Source organism: Cellvibrio polysaccharolyticus, from assembly GCF_015182315.1.
GTDB classification, from domain to species: Bacteria; Pseudomonadota; Gammaproteobacteria; order Pseudomonadales; family Cellvibrionaceae; genus Cellvibrio; species Cellvibrio polysaccharolyticus.
This window is the reverse complement of record NZ_PRDL01000001.1, coordinates 560,530-577,016: the sequence shown is the minus strand read 5'-3', so window position 1 is coordinate 577,016 and position 16,487 is coordinate 560,530. Positions and strand designations below refer to the sequence as shown.

The following is a 16,487-nucleotide window of genomic DNA, read 5'->3' as shown; positions in this document are numbered from 1 at the left end:
TATCCCGACCAGTGAAGCTGCCCATTGGCAGCTTCACCACCTGTATTTGTAAACAGATTAGGGGTTTATTAATGGTGATTGATAACGCAGCGCATCTATCACTAAAGACAGTGCTGGCGACACCTGATGCCGACTGGTGTAGTAAATGTGATAGCCGGGAAAAGTTGCCCACCAGTCGTCGAGTAGTGGCAGCAATTCCCCGGAGGAAAAATACGGCTCTAAAAGATCTCGCGGTGCATAGACCAACCCCACACCATCAATAGCGGCTTTGAGCATGAGATATACGTTATTGAAGGTCACTTGTCCTTGCACACGCACATTTAACTCATGACCCTCTTTCTCAAATTCCCAGGCATAAAGACCACCGTAGGTAGGCAAACGAAGATTAATGCAACTGAACCCGGTTAACTCTCCCGGTGTTGCGGGTGGTAGTCGCGTCTTTAAATATCCCGGTGCAGCGCCAACGGCCATGCACATATCCGGCGCAATACGTACGGCAATCATATCTTTATCAATACTGTCACCGAGCCTTACTCCCGCGTTGAATTGATTCGCGGCGATATCAGTCAACCCATAGTCCGCGCTGAACTCAATCCGGATCTCGGGATACTTTTGCAGCAACGGTAATAGTCGCGGCCAGAGCGTCGTTTGTATGGAATGATCATTGGCGGTTATGCGGACGGTTCCCGCAGGCCTCGCACGCGTTGCGCTGAGACTTCCCAACTCTTCCTCAATTTCGTTAATACGGGAACCAATAACACCGAGCAAACGGGCACCCGCTTCCGTGGTAGAAACGCTGCGGGTCGTGCGTATTAACAACTGCACGCCCAGCTGTTTCTCCAGGGTTCGGATCTTGTGGCTCAACGCCGAGCGGGATAGACCCAATTGCGCAGCCGCCCGCGCGAAGCTGCGTTCCTGAGCGATTGTCGCAAATGCTTGCAGATCATTTAGGGTTGGCTTTGCCATTGGTGAATTCCTTGCAACAGTACATTCTGTTTTTACCATCTTATCAACACAATGGGAAATCCCTACCATGATGAGCAGTCGCGACCACTGCCGGTGAAGTCCCCTTATGTCTTTCACCTGAACTGCATAAGAATCGACATGTTTTGGCTATGACTGGAGTACAGGTAGATGGAAAAAATTCCGGCTGGATGGAGAAAATCAGCGATGAACATTACAACGCCATTGAAGCGCAATAGCTTCTACCGGATAGCGTTGGGTAGCCTGCTTGGCCTGACCGTGGCAATTTGTCAGGCCAAAGAACCGCTTGCCATAGCGACAGCCTCCGGCTCTGTGGTTGGAATATCCTCCGGTGGCATCGAATCATGGCGAGGAATTCCCTATGCTGAGCCACCTGTTGGGCAACTGCGCTGGCAGCCACCACAACCGGCAAAACCATGGAACACACCGCTTAAAGCCAATGCCCTGGCAAGCAGTTGTGCGCAAAATGCCGATCTTGGTGTATTCGCCAATGCTGGCGGAAGTGAAGACTGTCTTTACCTGAATGTTTACCGAAGCGATGCGGCAGAAAACCACCGGAAACAACCGGTGTTCGTTTGGATTCATGGTGGAGCACTTCAGGTCGGCGCGGCTGGCGATTACAACCCCGAAAAACTGGCGCGTCGCGGTAATGCGGTGATCGTTACCATTAATTATCGACTCGGGCTATTCGGCTTTCTGGCGCATTCCGCACTGGACGATGAAAATCACCATGTCGCCAATTACGGTTTGATGGATCAACAAGCTGCACTGCATTGGGTACAGAAGAACATAGCTCTCTTCGGGGGCGATGCCTCCAACGTAACCATCGCAGGCGAGTCATCTGGTGGCAATAGTGTAATGGCACATATGGTATCGCCCCGGTCGGCAGGCCTGTTCCAGCATGTTATTGCCATGAGCGGCGGTGGCATCATGACCCGACACCCGGCATTTGGTGCGCCACTCCCTTTAAGCGTTGCAAGAGAAGTGGGGAACGCCTTTGCAAAAGAAGCCGGATGCGAAACCGGCGGTGCCACCTGCCTCCGCGCCTTGTCCAGCAAACGCATCCTCGATATCCAGGCGCCTTTTGCGCTGAATGAATTTATCATTGATGGCAAGTTGATTCCTGAACATCCATCCGACGCTTATCGCAAAGGAAATATTAATCGCGCCACACTGGTGTCTGGCAGCACGCGCGATGAAGGGCGCTTCTTTGTCGCCCTGCCCGAGTTAATGACCGGAAAGGTGATGACAGAGGCTGAATATCCGGTAGAGATCGAACGTATGTATGGAAAGGCGCTTGCACCCAAAGTGTTACGCCAGTATCCACTTCCCCACTACGACAACCCCAGTGAAGCCTTCGCTTCGGCGGCTACCGATAGTATGTTCGCTTGTACCGGGCGCGCGATGAACCGGGCACTGGCAGATAAAATTCCGGTTTATGCTTATGAGTTCAGTGATCGAACCGCGCCTTCTTACATTGACGCCACCTCTTTCCCATTACTGGCGGCGCACACCTACGAATTGGCTTACCTGTTTCCGGGCTTTCATGGTGGTAGTGGCACACCGGTGAAACTCAATCCGTTACAGGAGAAGCTATCCGACCAGATGGTTGACCACTTTGCAGATGTAGCGGCCCTTCACACTCAGCCGAGCGACTGGCCACAGTTTGATCCGAAGCAGGATAATTTCATGACCTTTGCATTACCGGGGGCACGGATGGTGTCCGGCCGGTTTGCACGAGCGCATCACTGTGAATTTTGGGACAGAACCGGTGTGTACTGATAACAACAATGAAACCTGTTCACCTCGCAGTAGCGCTGGCACCGGGAAGGGAAATTGAGCTCAATAGACGGGATCGCCGCCTGGTTCTATCGGTTATAAAAGTGTCATTTACCCTATATACAATGAAATGACCACTGTTCCATATTGGGTAACCTATGAACCTTTCCGATGCTGAAGTGATGCAGCGTATCAGTGATGATTTGCTCGATAGTTATGACGAGGAATTTGAGCTGGAGTTTGAAGACCAGATTTACAACCAGATACCGGGTATGGCCGAATCGCGGCAGTCACCCGATGAAGTGTTACGCCATAAAGAAGCGCGGCGTCAGTATTTTCGTGAGCTGTTCCGCCTGCAAATCGAGCTGGTGAAGTTGCAGGACTGGGTGGCTGAAACCGGCCATAAGGTGGTGATTCTGTTTGAAGGGCGAGATGCTGCCGGTAAAGGCGGCGTGATCAAACGGATTACCCAGCGGTTGAATCCGCGTATTTGTCGTGTCGCGGCGCTGCCTGCACCCAACGAGCGGGAACGCACTCAATGGTATTTTCAGCGCTACGTTTCCCATTTACCGGCCGCCGGTGAAATGGTGTTGTTTGACCGCAGCTGGTATAACCGCGCCGGTGTTGAGCGGGTGATGGGTTTTTGTAACGACGCCGAATACGAAGAGTTTTTCCGCACCGTACCGGACTTTGAACGCATGCTGGTGCGCTCCGGTATTCAGGTGATCAAATACTGGTTTTCCATTTCCGATGACGAACAATATTTACGTTTTATGGGGCGCATTCATGACCCGCTCAAACAGTGGAAACTCAGCCCGATGGATTTGGAATCGCGCCGCCGCTGGGAACAATACACCAAAGCCAAAGAGGTGATGCTGGAGCGCACGCACATTACCGAAGCACCCTGGTGGGTGGTGGAAGCCATCGATAAGAAAAAAGCGCGGCTGAATTGTATTGACCATTTGCTCAAGCAAATGCCTTACCGCGAAATCAAGCGGCAAGCGATTGCACTGCCGCCCCGTGAACACCACGATGACTACGTACGCAGACCGGTACCGAAAGATATGTTTGTGCCGGAGATTTACTAGCATCCATCGCCCAACCATCTGGCGCGAAGTTAAATTCCGTCAGGTGGTTGGGTAAAGGATATAAAAAACAATGTTAGCCGCCGAAGAAAACATCACTGAATTTTTCCAGGCTACGCGCCCGGCTGGTTTCTGACAGCTTACCCTGGGGTAACAGGCGAATGTCATTGATCGACGGGCGACGGGTGATGATATCGCTGCGCGCCGGCATTAACCATGCGGCTGCGGCACCGGCCTGGCCATCATCCGATAACAGGTAATTTATAAATTCCCGAGCGAGTTGTGGCTGGCGGGCATTTTTCAAAATCATCATCGGGCGCGGCACGATAACCGTACCGCTTTGCGGAAAAATAACCTTGATGGGTGCGCCTTTTTCTACCGCCGCGTAAGCAACATAATCTACGCTACCAAACACTGCGGCTTTGTTGCCCCGCAGCACGGGCGCCAAAGCCTGATCGTTTGCGCCGCAAATTTCCATTCCATTTTGTTTCAGGCGGGCAAACAATTGCCAGGCGTTTTCACCCATGGCCTGCTTCAAGCCCAGCAATAAATCCACCGAGGCACCGGACGACGCCGGGTCAGGCATATTGACCAAACCATTGAATGCCGGGCTGGCCAGGTCTTGCCAGTCGTTGGGTTGCGGTGTGTCGCTATCGCGATTCCAGACAATACCCAATGCCGACACCGCCTGTGCAATATAGTGAGGTGTCTTTAAATGCGCAGGCACGTGTTCGGCGTATTCACTTTCATAGGGTTGCAACCAATCGCGTGCGTCCAGCTCCTGCGCCAGGTCCCAGGAGGCCGAAATAAATACATCGGCCTGCGGGTTGTCTGCTTCCGCTTCCAGGCGTGCGAGTACTTTACCGGTCGTCGCCTGAAATAAATTGACCCGCGCGCCGCTGTATTCCTGAAAGTCAGTAACCAGACTTTTCATTAAACTGCCAGGCCCCGCCGCGTAAACCGTTAGCGGGCGGGCGGTTGTGGAAATGTGAACCGGTGTATGCATGAAATATCCTGTATCAAATTCTGTAATTATTCAGTAATGCGTTAGGCCGACTGTTTTGTTATTCGCGTGCGGTTTCGCATCAACTTGTTAAGGTAATACGCCAATTGCCAGCAAAGCCCAACCTTATATTGCAGCGAGGTTTTATTGCAACTCTGTTACCAGCCAACAGCGCGATTTATCTTGCTGTGTTTGAGTTTGCGGGTCGTCGCCAGGTTTTGAGCAGCGCTGTTCGGCGGGCAGAATTTCCTGCGACATTTCGACTCGTGATGCTTTACCGGGCTCACGCACCAGATCGAAGGCATCGTACAAATCGCCATTCACTGTCCATGCGCGGTAGCGCAGGCGATCTGCTTCGAAGTCGATCACCTGGTACCACTGGGCATCTTCACCGGAGCGCTGTAATACTTTTTTCGCTTGCGGATGTACCCGGTTGTGTTTTGCTCCGGCCACCGAGATGGTATACACCGGGGCACGGCCAGCCGTTTGCCAGCGGCCGTAAATGTGATCATCGCCTTGCAATACCAGATCAACCGAATAGCGCTCAAATAACGGCTGCCAGTGTTTTACCAACTGTTTATTCCAACGCGCATAAGCGCCGGAAAATAAAGGGTGATGATAACTGACGATGGTCCACACATTGGGATTATTTGCCAGCAAGGCTTCGAGCCACGCCGCCTGCTGTTTGGCTGCGGTTTCACTGTGTATGGCGGCCATGGAGTCGAGAATAATGTAACGTACGCCCTGATAATCAAACGAGTAAACCGTTTTTTGCAGCAACGCCGGGCCGTTATCGGGCAGCGGAAAATGGGCGGCCCAGGCTTGCCGCAATGCTGGTAATTTGCCTGGAGTTTCCTGGTATTCGTGATTGCCGGCCACAGGAACTTGCGCCACATTGCCCAATAGCCAACCGCCAGCGGCGAACCACTGGCGCCACAATTCATCTTCCGGGCCTCGCCGGTCTGTCAGATCCCCGGCATGTAACATCAGGCGCGCATCCGGTGCTTTCGCAAAAGCCGCCCGTAAGGTTCTCGCTCCCAGGGAATGAATATGGTTTTGCATATCACCCAGATAAATCATGCGATAGGGTGAAAATTTTTCAGCTGCTGTGCGAAAGGTCAGCCACTCGCCCCATGCCTTTTCCCCCTTTACTCGATACGCATAGAGTGTATCCGGCTTCAGAGGTTGGAAGCTAACCTGGTGATGAAAAACGACCCCCTCTCCCAGCGCCAGCGACTTGCTGGTGCCGCTAAATGTTTTGGCATGCTGTATCAGGGAAGGTGATGCAACGGCTTCGGATATTTCTGCAAGGCTTTCTGTTGCAGCTGCAGATGTTCGCCAGCTAACCGTGTGACTGGTAGAAGGCGATGCACCCGGCAACAGTAACACTCGCTCGGGAGAGCCCCCGGTCATATCAGCAGCATAAACACAGCAGCTGCCCACCATAAAAAAACAGAGCATTATTTTTCGCCAGGCTAATGCCCGGCCAGGCGATGATGTGTTCAGTTTTTCCATAGTGCAATTCAATAGGATGACGGTTTACAAACCCATTATTTAAAAGCAAAAAAGCTCCGCCGAAATACGGCGGAGCAAAGTGACCAACGTCAGGAGAAGGTTAGAAACTTAAATCAACACCCAGTGTGTATTGCGCACCGTAGTACACCACGCTGGTGGGATTACCGCGAGAACCCTGAAATTGCACAGTCGGTTCATTGGTAAGGTTTTTAATGTTGAAGAAAATATTGTGTTGATCCATGACACGATACTTAAAAGCCAGGTCCCAAATAGTCGATGCGGCGTTGTATTTATCCAATGCCTGACGGCCACCCACCGATTCCAGACGATCCGGCATTTTGTTCATGGACAGACGCACGCTGAGCGGGCCTTGAGCGTAAGACAACACACCATTGATAATATAGTCCGGCGAATTTACCAACGGCAGGTCACTGTTACGGCCCGGATAAACTCCTTCGGAATCCAGCCAGGTATAGTTGGCTTCAACACCGAAACCACTCAGGAAACCCGGCAAAAAGCTCAGTTCCTGCGACCATACAAATTCCAGACCGCGCACCTTGCCGCCATCACCGTTCACACGAGTACGCTCGTCAACGCCGTCGGCGGCGATGCGGCTGGAGCTGAATACAAAGTTGTCGATGTCCTTGTAGAACACACCGGCAGACACCACACCCAGCGGCGGCAGGAAATATTCTGCAGTCAAATCATAGTTAACCGATTCTGCCGGTTCCAACGCCGGGTTACCGATAATGCGCTGGTTCATTTGCGCATTTTCCTGTTTGGACGGAATCAGATCGCCCGGTGGCGGACGTGAGATAGCCTTGCTGATAGAGCTGCGCAAAATCAGGCGGTCATCCATCGCCGCGTAACGCACATGCAAACTCGGTAATACGTTGGTGTAGTTGTTGCTGTCACTGACCCGCGCCACATGGGTAACCTGGCCGTTGTTCACGGTCACTTCATTGGCTTCGCTGTCAATGCGAGTGGTTTCAACGCGCACCCCACCCAATATAGTCAGCTGATCAATCTCGACCGTGCCCATTAAATAACCGGCATAAATATCTTCGCTGATGGTGAAGTCAGCATTGGCCAGCGTTTCTGCACTGAATAATGTTGCCGCCGCATTTTGCGTGAAAGCAGCTGCATTGGATTTTTGCAGCGCATGGTATTTACGCCAGTCCGGGAAGAACGGCAGCAATTGTGCACGGCCATTGGCTTCGCTCATAAAATCGCTGTTGCTGTAGTGCTCCAGCAAGCTGGCCGGTGTTACGCCGGTCAAACCGGTATAACGTACTGTGTCAGGCTGCGCCTGGGTGGCATCTTTCAGCGTTGCACGCAAACCGGTTTTGATACTCCAGGGAAAGCGACCGGTATTAAATTCACGGAGGGCATTGACATCAAAACTCACTTCGTCTTCAACACGCGGTACCTGGTTGGTATCAAACTGACGGAAAACCACCGCGTCCGGGTTGCTGATATCGACCGCATTATTAATCGTGAATACCGGGAAATCGCGGTTGCTGCGATCGTAGCTCATGTCTACGCCGTTAAAAGAATTCACCACCTGCAAGGTAACCGGATAATCTTTTTTAGCTTTTGAATAAGCCGTGCGGCCATCCAGTACCCAATCGCCAGCGCGGTGCTCAATACCGGCGGTGTACATTTGGAATACGTTTTTCGGATCGCGATAAAATGTCAGCGCATCAACACGACCACCGGTTGACGAAGCACCATCCGGTGAAACATCAAACTGCGTAGCCGCATTGGGGCGGTAGTCGGTACCACGACGCAACAATTCACGATAATCATAATGGTAAACGGCTTTTACATAAGCGCTGGTTTCATCGCTCGGGCGGTAATCAAACATCAAACCGGCGCCGACCTTGTCCTTGGTTTCAGAACGATCGTAATAAAGTGCCCGATTGATAAAATAACTGTCCGCACTGTTAACGGTGTAGGCGGTATCCACTACGTCGTAACCGCGCTCGTCGCGGAAATAAAATACTGAACCGAGCAAACCGAATTGTTCGCTTTCACCGAAAGTATCGCCCAGCGTAATCCCCGCCTGCTTGTTCCAGCTATCGCGAATATCGTTCAGCGTGGTGCCCAACTGCACTTCAAAGGTACGGCCGTCTTTGTCATACGCAGAACGGGTAACCAGATCTACCGTGCCACCAATCGCATCGGCAGAAATATCCGGCGTGGGTGCTTTGATAACTTCAACACGCGCCAGCAAGTTGGCCGGGAAACTGTCCAATGCGATATCGCGGTTGCCGTCCACGTTGGTCATGCGCAAACCGTCAACGGTTACGGTGTTGTATTGCGGAGCAAGGCCGCGAATGGTGGCAGTGCGCTGAACGCCGGCCCGGGTTTCTACCGACAAGCCGGGCAAACGCACCAGCGCATCGCCGATATTGCCTTCACGAATTTGCCCCAGCGCATCGGCAGAAACCACGGTGCGAATACTGTCGGCATTGCGCTGCAAGTTGATGGTAGAGGCGTAACCTTCGGCGCGACCAAGCACCAGCATTTGCTCAACATTGTGCAGCTGATTGCTCAGACGAATGTCCTGACGAACGCTGCCGCCAGCGATAACGGCAACCGGTAATTGCTGGGTATCCAGGCCACCGTAATTGACTTCAAGGGTGTAATTACCGGCAGGAATGTTGGTGAGAACAAAAGAGCCATCGCGACCGGTGGTAACTTCACGATTCACTTCCACCACACGAACGCTGGCCGCTTGCAACAAACTGCCAGTGGCGTTGTTGATAACACGACCGGTCACGCTGCCGGATTGTTGATTGACGGTGGCAGATTCAGTGGAAGCAGTTTGTGCGTAAACAGAACTTACGGGCGCAGCGATGGCACAGGCGATGGCAATCGCCAGAAATGAATGAACGGTTTTCATGACGATTCCTTAACAAGACTGTTGGCTGGAGCAGATTCGGTAACAACGGACCACGGCGTCCGGTGCAGAAACTGGCAGAAAAAAAATGGAAGACAACAGCGAGCCAGGAAGATCAGCGTACGGGCGAACACCCGCCGCCACTACAGTGAGCGGTGCAACTAACATGATTGGTATCCTCTTTGGGATTTGATCGGAGACGCCATGCTAGTGAGGCAAAGCTACATTTGCGTGACAGTTGCAGAGGAAGGGGAAAATAATTTTGATGGCCTGAAAACAACTCGGCCCCGGGCAGTTATAAAAAACCACCTGAGGCCGAATGAGATTATTATGTCAGTTTGCCATTAGCAGGCAAGTATGCGTTATTGCAACAACACTTTCTTTGGCGGTAGTGGCAGTTCGGGCAATACGTTAATGGTTTGATCCAGCCCTTGTTGATAAAAGCCGCTGCTTTTTTCAGCTTCACCCATGGCGCTGAGCAGGCGAGCCAATTCGGCATAGACTTCGGCATCTTTACGAATCGCCAGACTGTCCTGGAAGCAATTACGCGCTTTGCCCCACAACTGGTTACGCATGCTGATACGCCCCAGTGTTAACAGTAATACCGGGTCACGCGGATGCTGCGACAACCACTCTTCAGCCACACGCATTTGCAAACGGCTATCTTCAATGTGCACACGGCCATACAGGTAAACCATGCTTTCGCTCCAGGATTTACCCAGGGTTTTGCGCAGTAACACCTCTGCTTCCTGGTCTTCACCGTTGAGCAACAACTGATGCGCGTACGCGGCAATCAATTCGTCATTTTTTTGTAATTTGCCAGGCACTTTATTCCAGGCAGAACGCAAAACCGGCAGGCGTTCCACTTTCTGCAATTGCCGCGCACCATCGCCCTGGTGCTGTAAACGCTCGCGGTACATACGCACTTCGAGGGCATCCAGCGCTTCCGGCGTGTCGACCTTATGACGGCGCAATTGCGGGAACAAGCTGTGTAAACCTTCCCAGTCCTGGCGGGCAATATAAACGCGGCGTAATAAATCCAGTAGTACGCGATTGTCCGGCGCTTCTTCCCTGACGGCTAATAAGGTTGCCAGGCATTGGTCGTAACGACGGTCTTCCAGTTCAATGCGCGCACGGGTTAACGCCACCGCAACAGCACCGTGTTCCGGCGCGGTTTCGGCGGCAATCGCTAACAGACGGTGCACTTCATCCGGGTCACGCATTTCATGAGCGCTGCGCGCTGCAGCGAGATAATTGATTAAAGGCACATCAACACGGGGCGCAGCGCGCACCAGTTTTTTATGCGCTTGCACCCAATTGCCTTCGATAAAATCAATCAAACCACTTTGGGTGCGTTTGCGGGCGCGGGCGCTGCTGCCGTGAAAAAAGAAACCGGACACCGAGCGCGCCATGTGCGCACCACCGGTTAACAATCGCCACAAAACCCACAGCACAAACCAGGCAAGCAACAATACCAAGGCTGCCAGCCACAAACTCATCTCAACGGTTTTGGTACCGTAAGCAATCAGCAGGTAGCCGCCATCTTCCGGCGGGTTGAACATAATCCAGATCGCCAGGCCGACAACCACCAGTACCGCGAAGATAAACTTTTTCATCAGTTACCTCCGCGCGACTCAACCGACGTTGCATGGCGGCGCTCGCTGTATTCACGCAGCAGGCCGATGGATTCGGTAAAGGTTGGCAGTGAAGCGTCAATCATTACCGCTTGTAAATCTGCCAGCTCGGCGCGTACCGCGAGAGACTGCGGATTTAATGGGAAGTAATGCTCGATGGCATCGCGCGCCTTATCCAGGCTGGCCTGATAAATTTGTGCCTCTTCGCGCAGCAGCGCCAACTGTGCCTGCTCCAGCGCCATGCGCACATTTTGTTTTAAATAAAACTGGTTATCCGGCGGCAGGATGGCTGGCACCGGCGAGCCGTGGTCGCGCACCCGCAGATGATGGCTGAAACGTTGCAGAAGTTCGTTGGTACCGCGACGAATTTTGTTCCACCAGGTTTCCTGATTGGCATCGTCACCACCGGCCAACTGCCAGGGGTCGTCGTTGTCGCTGAGCGGTTCTATCAACGTCAGTTTTTCAATTTGACCGGCCAGCGCCTGCAAACGCAGGTATACGCCTTCGCGATCAATATCGCCGGCCAATTTGAGGTCACTCACATCACCGGCGATAGCGCGGCGCACCGGGAACAGCTCCGGGTCATTCAGCTGACGCAGGATATCGTCTACCGTTTCAGCCAGTGCCACCGCATTGCTGCTGGTGCGCTCCAGCAAGACGCGTTGGTTGGCGAGGCGCAGCAGATATTCCGCTTCGGCCAGTTTCCAGTTGTCGCGGCTGACCGCAGACATGGAAGCCAGCCGACCGTTGATATTTTCAACCCGCTGCGACAAGTCGCTAACGGTGGACTGGACGGTTTCCTGCTGACGGTTGAATTGCTGCCCCAATTCCAGCTCCATGGCCTGACGCTGATCGGCCAGTTCGCGCTGTTGTTGTTGCAAGCGGGATTCGAGTTCGGCGACCTGCTGTTGCCCGGCTTGCCAGGCCTGCCACCCAAACCAGCCGGCGGCGGCGGTTGCGCCAATCAATAGCAACACCACCAGCCAGAGCAATCCGTTACCGGAACGGGCTGCCGCTACCGACTCTTCGTTAACAAATTCGCGGCGAGGGGTTTCTATCGGTTTGGGGGTAACCTGCGGGGGCGTTTCAGTTTCCGGTACAGGAAGTTCTTTTTCGTCAGTCACGGTCATACTCTCGTTAATCAGAAAATGAGAAAGCGCGGGCCGAAGCGAATGCCTCCAGAGCCCGGGTCATGGCGTTATCCGTAGCGTTTTCTGCTACCACGACCTGTTTAAATCCGGCATCTTTCGCAAGGCTGGCAACCCGCTCACCGGGCACCATCAGCGCAATTTGCCGCCAGTTATCCGCCAGTAGCGGTTCACCGGTTAATACCGATACGTCGTTCAGTATCTGCGTAAGATGTTGCAAACTTTCGCCGCTGTGCACGGCAATGATGTCAGGCGCCCAACATTGCTCACCAATCAATGCGGCCAGCGATGTAGCTGCCTGCGGCGGAACACCACGCCGGTACAATTCACAATAGTCGACACTGGCACCGCGGGCACGAAGGATTTCGCCCATGTGACCCCGGCCACCCTGGCCGCGAAAGATCACGATCTTTTCACCGGCGACCTGTTGCAGGGCTTCGGCGTCCAGCAGCGTTTCGCTGGTCATGGCGCCATCGCTGGCCTGTTCCAGTGCACTGACGCTAACGCCGTGCGCGGCCAGCGCGTCGGCGGTGGTTTTACCCACCGCGAACCATTCAATACCGGTAGGCAGTTGCGGCCACCAGGCATCCAGCCATTGCATTGCAAAATCCACCGCATTACGGCTGACCACAATGGCCTTCTGGTAGAGGTCGACATCGACAATGCAGTTTTTAATCGCCTGGCGTTCCGCTTCGTCGCTCAGCGGCTCAAGCACCAGCACCGGCACACAACGGGCATCCACACCGCGCGCGCCCAGGGCTTGCGCCCAGCTTTCGGCTTGCGCTTGCGGTCGGGTAATCAATACCCGTAGCGCCTGATCAGACATCAGCAGCGCCGTAAACCGCAGCCAGAATACGGTCAGCGCCCGCTACCAGCAGGCGTTGGGCGAGCGTCACCCCCAATTGTTCGGCTTCATCGGCAGGGCCGCGAATGTCGTCTGCCAATATCTCGCTGCCGTCCGGCGCGCCCACCAGGCCACGCAGCCATAATCCCTGCTCTGTGTGAACAGCATAGCAGGCGATGGGCACCTGACAGCCACCTTGCAGATGATTGTTCATGGCGCGCTCGGCCAGCACCTGTTCGGTGGTGAGGCGATCGGCCAATGGCCGCAGCAGTGCCAGGGTAGCGTCGTCGTCGGTGCGGCATTCAATACCCACCGCGCCCTGGCCACCGGCGGGCAGGCTTATTTCCGGTGCCAGATATTGTTGGATGCGGTCTTTCATCTCCAGACGCAGTAACCCGGCAGCGGCAAGCAGAATGGCATCGTATTCGCCGTCATCCAGCTTTTGCAGGCGCGTTTGCACATTACCGCGCAAAAATTGCACTTTCAAATCCGGGCGGCGCGCCAGTAACTGGCACTGACGGCGCAAACTGGAGGTACCGACAATACTGCCAGCCGGCAGCTCATCAAGGCTGTTAAAGCGATTGGAAACAAAGGCATCGCGCGGGTCTTCACGCGGGCAAATAACCGCCAGACCAAGCCCTTCCGGAAATTCCATCGGCACATCTTTCATGGAGTGCACTGCAATATCGGCTTCGCCGTCGAGCATGGCGGTTTCCAGCTCCTTGACGAACAGCCCCTTGCCGCCCACTTTGGCCAGCGGCACATCGAGAATTTTGTCGCCACGGCTGGTTAATGGCACCAGCTCTACCTGCAACTGCGGGTTGAGTTGCTCCAGGCGGGCTTTGATGTAATTGGCCTGCCAGAGCGCCAATGGACTTTTACGGGTGGCTATACGCAGCGGACGGGAAGCATAATCAGACATGACAAATCGGGTTTCCGGATAAGATAAACAGTCTCAGACGGGTGATGATACCAGAGCAAGTCGCTATAGTTGGCAGCATAGCACTCGTATTGACCACAAAAGCGGTTTGAAAACCCGACCAAAACCTACTCACAATCTGCCGTTCAGCACCATCGGAACCTTGCATGCATGATTCTTTTTGGGCTCTGATCAGCCTTGTTCAACAACTTTTGATTCTCTTGCACTTTGTGCTGGTCATTACCTTTGCGGTGCGCGTCATTATGCAGCGCCTGCCGGTGGGCGCTTCGCTGGCGTGGCTGCTGGTACTGGCGCTGCTGCCCTATGTTGGCGTGGTGCTCTACCTGTTATTTGGTGAGCGCTTTCTCGGGGTGAAACACCAGCACCGCCGCGCGCGGTTACGCCAGTTGCAGGATATTCCCGGCCTGCGACACCGGCAGAACCTCGATTACCCCTGGCAGGATTATCACCCCGCAGCGCACGCCCTGGCGACCCTGGAATTTCAAACCGCCGGTATACCGCCGCTGGGCGGTAACGAGGTGAATTTTCTGCAATCGGCCCAGTCGATGATTCTCGCCATGTGCGTGGATATTCGTGCCGCCGAAAAAACCTGCCATATGGAGTTTTACATCTGGCATCCGGGCGGCATTGCCGACCAGGTGGCGGATGCCCTGCTGGATGCCGCCAACCGCGGTGTGCGCTGCCGGGTCATGCTGGATGCGGTGGGTAGCGCCCGTTTTTTCAAATCACCGTTGTTCAAACGTTTGCAGCACCCGAATATTGAGGTGATAAAGGCCTGCCCTATTGGCTTGGTGCCGGCCGCGCTGGGCCGTTACGATTTACGCAGCCACCGTAAAACCCTGATTGTGGATGACCGGGTCGCGTACATCGGCAGCTTTAATTTGATTGACCCCACGCAGTTCAAACAATCGGCGGCGGTGGGCGAGTGGATTGATTTGATGGCGCGTATCGAAGGGCCGCTGGCGCCCGCATTAAACGCGGTGTATTGCTGGTACTGGAATATTGAATCCGGGCAGAACCTGCCCTTGCTGGAAAACCCGGTAAGTGTGCGGCAAGACAAAACCGTGGCGCAAATTGCTCCGTCCGGCCCGGACAATCTCAACGACAGTATTTTGCAAAGCTTGCTGCAAGGTATTTATTCGGCCACCACCTCGGTGGATATTATTACGCCCTACTTTGTGCCCGGCGAAGCGCTGGAGCAGGCGCTGATTATTGCCGCCAAACGCGGCGTCAGCGTGACCGTGATTGTGCCCGAGCGGGTGGATTCTTTTCTGGTGCGCCACGCCAGCCGTTCCTACTTTGATAGCTTGATGAACGCCGGGGTGAATATTTTTCAATTCCGCCAGGGGTTGTTGCACAGTAAATGTACGGTGATTGATCGCAAGCTGGCATTTTTCGGGACGGTTAATCTTGATCTGCGCAGCTTGTGGCTGAATTTTGAAATGACCCTGATTATGTACGACGCCGCCACCGCCGAACGTCTGGCGCATATTGTGGATGATTACCGCCAACAAGCCATTCCACTCGACCCCGCCACCTGGCACCAACGCCACCCGGTGTCGCGCTTTTTCGAAAACATCACGCACTTGTTCAGTCCGTTGATTTGAGAACTTTCCAAATTTTTTAACAAAGATAGCAGTTGCTATTTGTCCGTTTAACTACAGGATAGAGATTCCAAAAACGCATAAACATCCGCAAGCGGTGCCGGCCAACCCTCACAGAGGATTGTCGTTCCGTGCGCGCAAAACATGTTTTGCTTAATGCGCACTTCACCCATGTGGCTCCGACGAGTCATCCCTGGCCGGGCGCCCCTGACTAACGATTTTGGAATCTTTATCCTGTAGTTAAACTCGCATTGTGCCAGCATGAAACAGTGCAGCGTTCAGGCCGGATGCTTAACGACTTTCAAACGCTTTTTTCACCAGGCTGGCGTGGCGGCGGCTGATTAGCGGGGTTTGGTTAACGCCGGCGAGGCGCAAACTGTATTGGCCGTGGGCATTTTTTTCCATAGCTTCCATGTGGGCGTGGGCAACCAGTGCATTGCGGTGCACCCGCACGAAGCGATCGCCAAAGGCGTCTTCCAATTGTTTCAGGCTTTCATCCAGCAAATGCTCACCCGCCGGGTGGTAAGCGGTGACGTATTTCTGGTCGGCAACAAAGCAGCGGATATCGTCTACCGCCAGCAGTTCCATACCGCGGCGGGTTTTTACCCGGATGTGACTTTTACGCGGCTCCCCAGACGTTGATGGCGCTTTGTCGAGGTGGGCGCGCTGCAGTTTATTGAGGCGGGAGGCTTTGGCGAGTACGTCTTGCAAGTGTTCGGCTTTTACCGGTTTTAATAAATAACCCACCGCCTGGGTGCCGAAGGCTTCCAGTGCGTATTGATCAAACGCCGTGCAGAAAATCAGCGCCGGTGGGTCTTCCAGTTCGGCGATGCGATAGGCAAGGGATAAACCGTCTTCGCCCGGCATGCGCACATCCAGCAACACCACGTCCGGGTCGTGCTGGCAAATAGCGACCATCACTTCGTCGGCTCGCCCGGCTTCAGCGACGACCTCACAACCGTCAATGCGGCTGATCATGCGGATCAGTCGCTGTCTGGCCAGCGGTTCGTCGTCAACAATCAGAATATCCATGGTGCTGTTATTTC

The 16,487-nt window shown here is 53.9% G+C and carries 12 protein-coding genes; 3 read left to right on the top strand and 9 right to left on the bottom strand.

Going from position 1 to position 16,487, the window contains the following annotated elements; all coding sequences use genetic code 11:
- Positions 1-57: 57 nt before the first annotated feature.
- Positions 58-966, bottom strand: a complete 909-nt coding sequence (locus C4F51_RS02640) for a LysR family transcriptional regulator (RefSeq protein ID WP_193906919.1) — start codon at positions 964-966, stop codon at positions 58-60.
- 204 nt (positions 967-1,170) lie between these two features.
- Here C4F51_RS02640 and C4F51_RS02635 point away from each other — a divergent pair, with 204 nt between their 5' ends.
- Positions 1,171-2,766, top strand: a complete 1,596-nt coding sequence (locus C4F51_RS02635) for a carboxylesterase/lipase family protein (protein ID WP_193906916.1) — start codon at positions 1,171-1,173, stop codon at positions 2,764-2,766.
- Between the two features lie 155 nt (positions 2,767-2,921).
- Positions 2,922-3,851 (top strand): polyphosphate kinase 2, encoded by a 930-nt coding sequence (ppk2, locus tag C4F51_RS02630; RefSeq protein WP_193906914.1) that lies wholly within the window; start codon positions 2,922-2,924, stop codon positions 3,849-3,851.
- Positions 3,852-3,924: 73 nt separating this feature from the next.
- Here ppk2 and C4F51_RS02625 read toward each other — a convergent pair whose 3' ends face one another.
- From C4F51_RS02625 to hemC, 7 genes are all read right to left on the bottom strand, one after another.
- Positions 3,925-4,854, bottom strand: a complete 930-nt coding sequence (locus tag C4F51_RS02625) for an ABC transporter substrate-binding protein (protein WP_193906911.1) — start codon at positions 4,852-4,854, stop codon at positions 3,925-3,927.
- Between the two features lie 141 nt (positions 4,855-4,995).
- Positions 4,996-6,264, bottom strand: coding sequence for a purple acid phosphatase family protein (locus C4F51_RS02620; protein WP_193906909.1), 1,269 nt, complete (start codon positions 6,262-6,264; stop codon positions 4,996-4,998).
- 202 nt (positions 6,265-6,466) lie between these two features.
- On the bottom strand, positions 6,467-9,274 hold the full coding sequence (locus tag C4F51_RS02615) for a TonB-dependent receptor (RefSeq protein WP_193906908.1): 2,808 nt from the start codon (positions 9,272-9,274) through the stop codon (positions 6,467-6,469).
- Positions 9,275-9,633: 359 nt separating this feature from the next.
- Entirely contained in the window at positions 9,634-10,887 is a 1,254-nt protein-coding gene (locus tag C4F51_RS02610; RefSeq protein WP_193906907.1) for a heme biosynthesis HemY N-terminal domain-containing protein, read from the bottom strand.
- The gene (locus C4F51_RS02605; RefSeq protein ID WP_193906906.1) at positions 10,887-12,029 is read right to left on the bottom strand and encodes a uroporphyrinogen-III C-methyltransferase; all 1,143 of its coding nucleotides are present in this window, start codon (positions 12,027-12,029) and stop codon (positions 10,887-10,889) included. Before C4F51_RS02605 ends, C4F51_RS02610 begins: the two co-directional genes overlap by 1 nt.
- Positions 12,030-12,042: 13 nt before the next feature.
- Positions 12,043-12,879, bottom strand: coding sequence for a uroporphyrinogen-III synthase (locus C4F51_RS02600; protein WP_193906905.1), 837 nt, complete (start codon positions 12,877-12,879; stop codon positions 12,043-12,045).
- Positions 12,872-13,819 carry a hydroxymethylbilane synthase gene (hemC, locus tag C4F51_RS02595; RefSeq protein ID WP_193906904.1) on the bottom strand — a complete coding sequence of 316 codons (948 nt, stop codon included), beginning with the start codon at positions 13,817-13,819 and terminating at the stop codon, positions 12,872-12,874. Before hemC ends, C4F51_RS02600 begins: the two co-directional genes overlap by 8 nt.
- Positions 13,820-13,983: 164 nt before the next feature.
- Between hemC and cls the strand changes: the two genes are divergently transcribed.
- Complete coding sequence (cls, locus tag C4F51_RS02590; protein WP_193906903.1) at positions 13,984-15,444, top strand: cardiolipin synthase; 1,461 nt, start codon at positions 13,984-13,986, stop codon at positions 15,442-15,444.
- A gap of 288 nt (positions 15,445-15,732) precedes the next feature.
- Here the strand turns inward: cls and C4F51_RS02585 are convergent, their stop codons facing one another.
- Positions 15,733-16,473 carry a LytR/AlgR family response regulator transcription factor gene (locus tag C4F51_RS02585; protein ID WP_193906901.1) on the bottom strand — a complete coding sequence of 247 codons (741 nt, stop codon included), beginning with the start codon at positions 16,471-16,473 and terminating at the stop codon, positions 15,733-15,735.
- Positions 16,474-16,487: the final 14 nt, after the last annotated feature.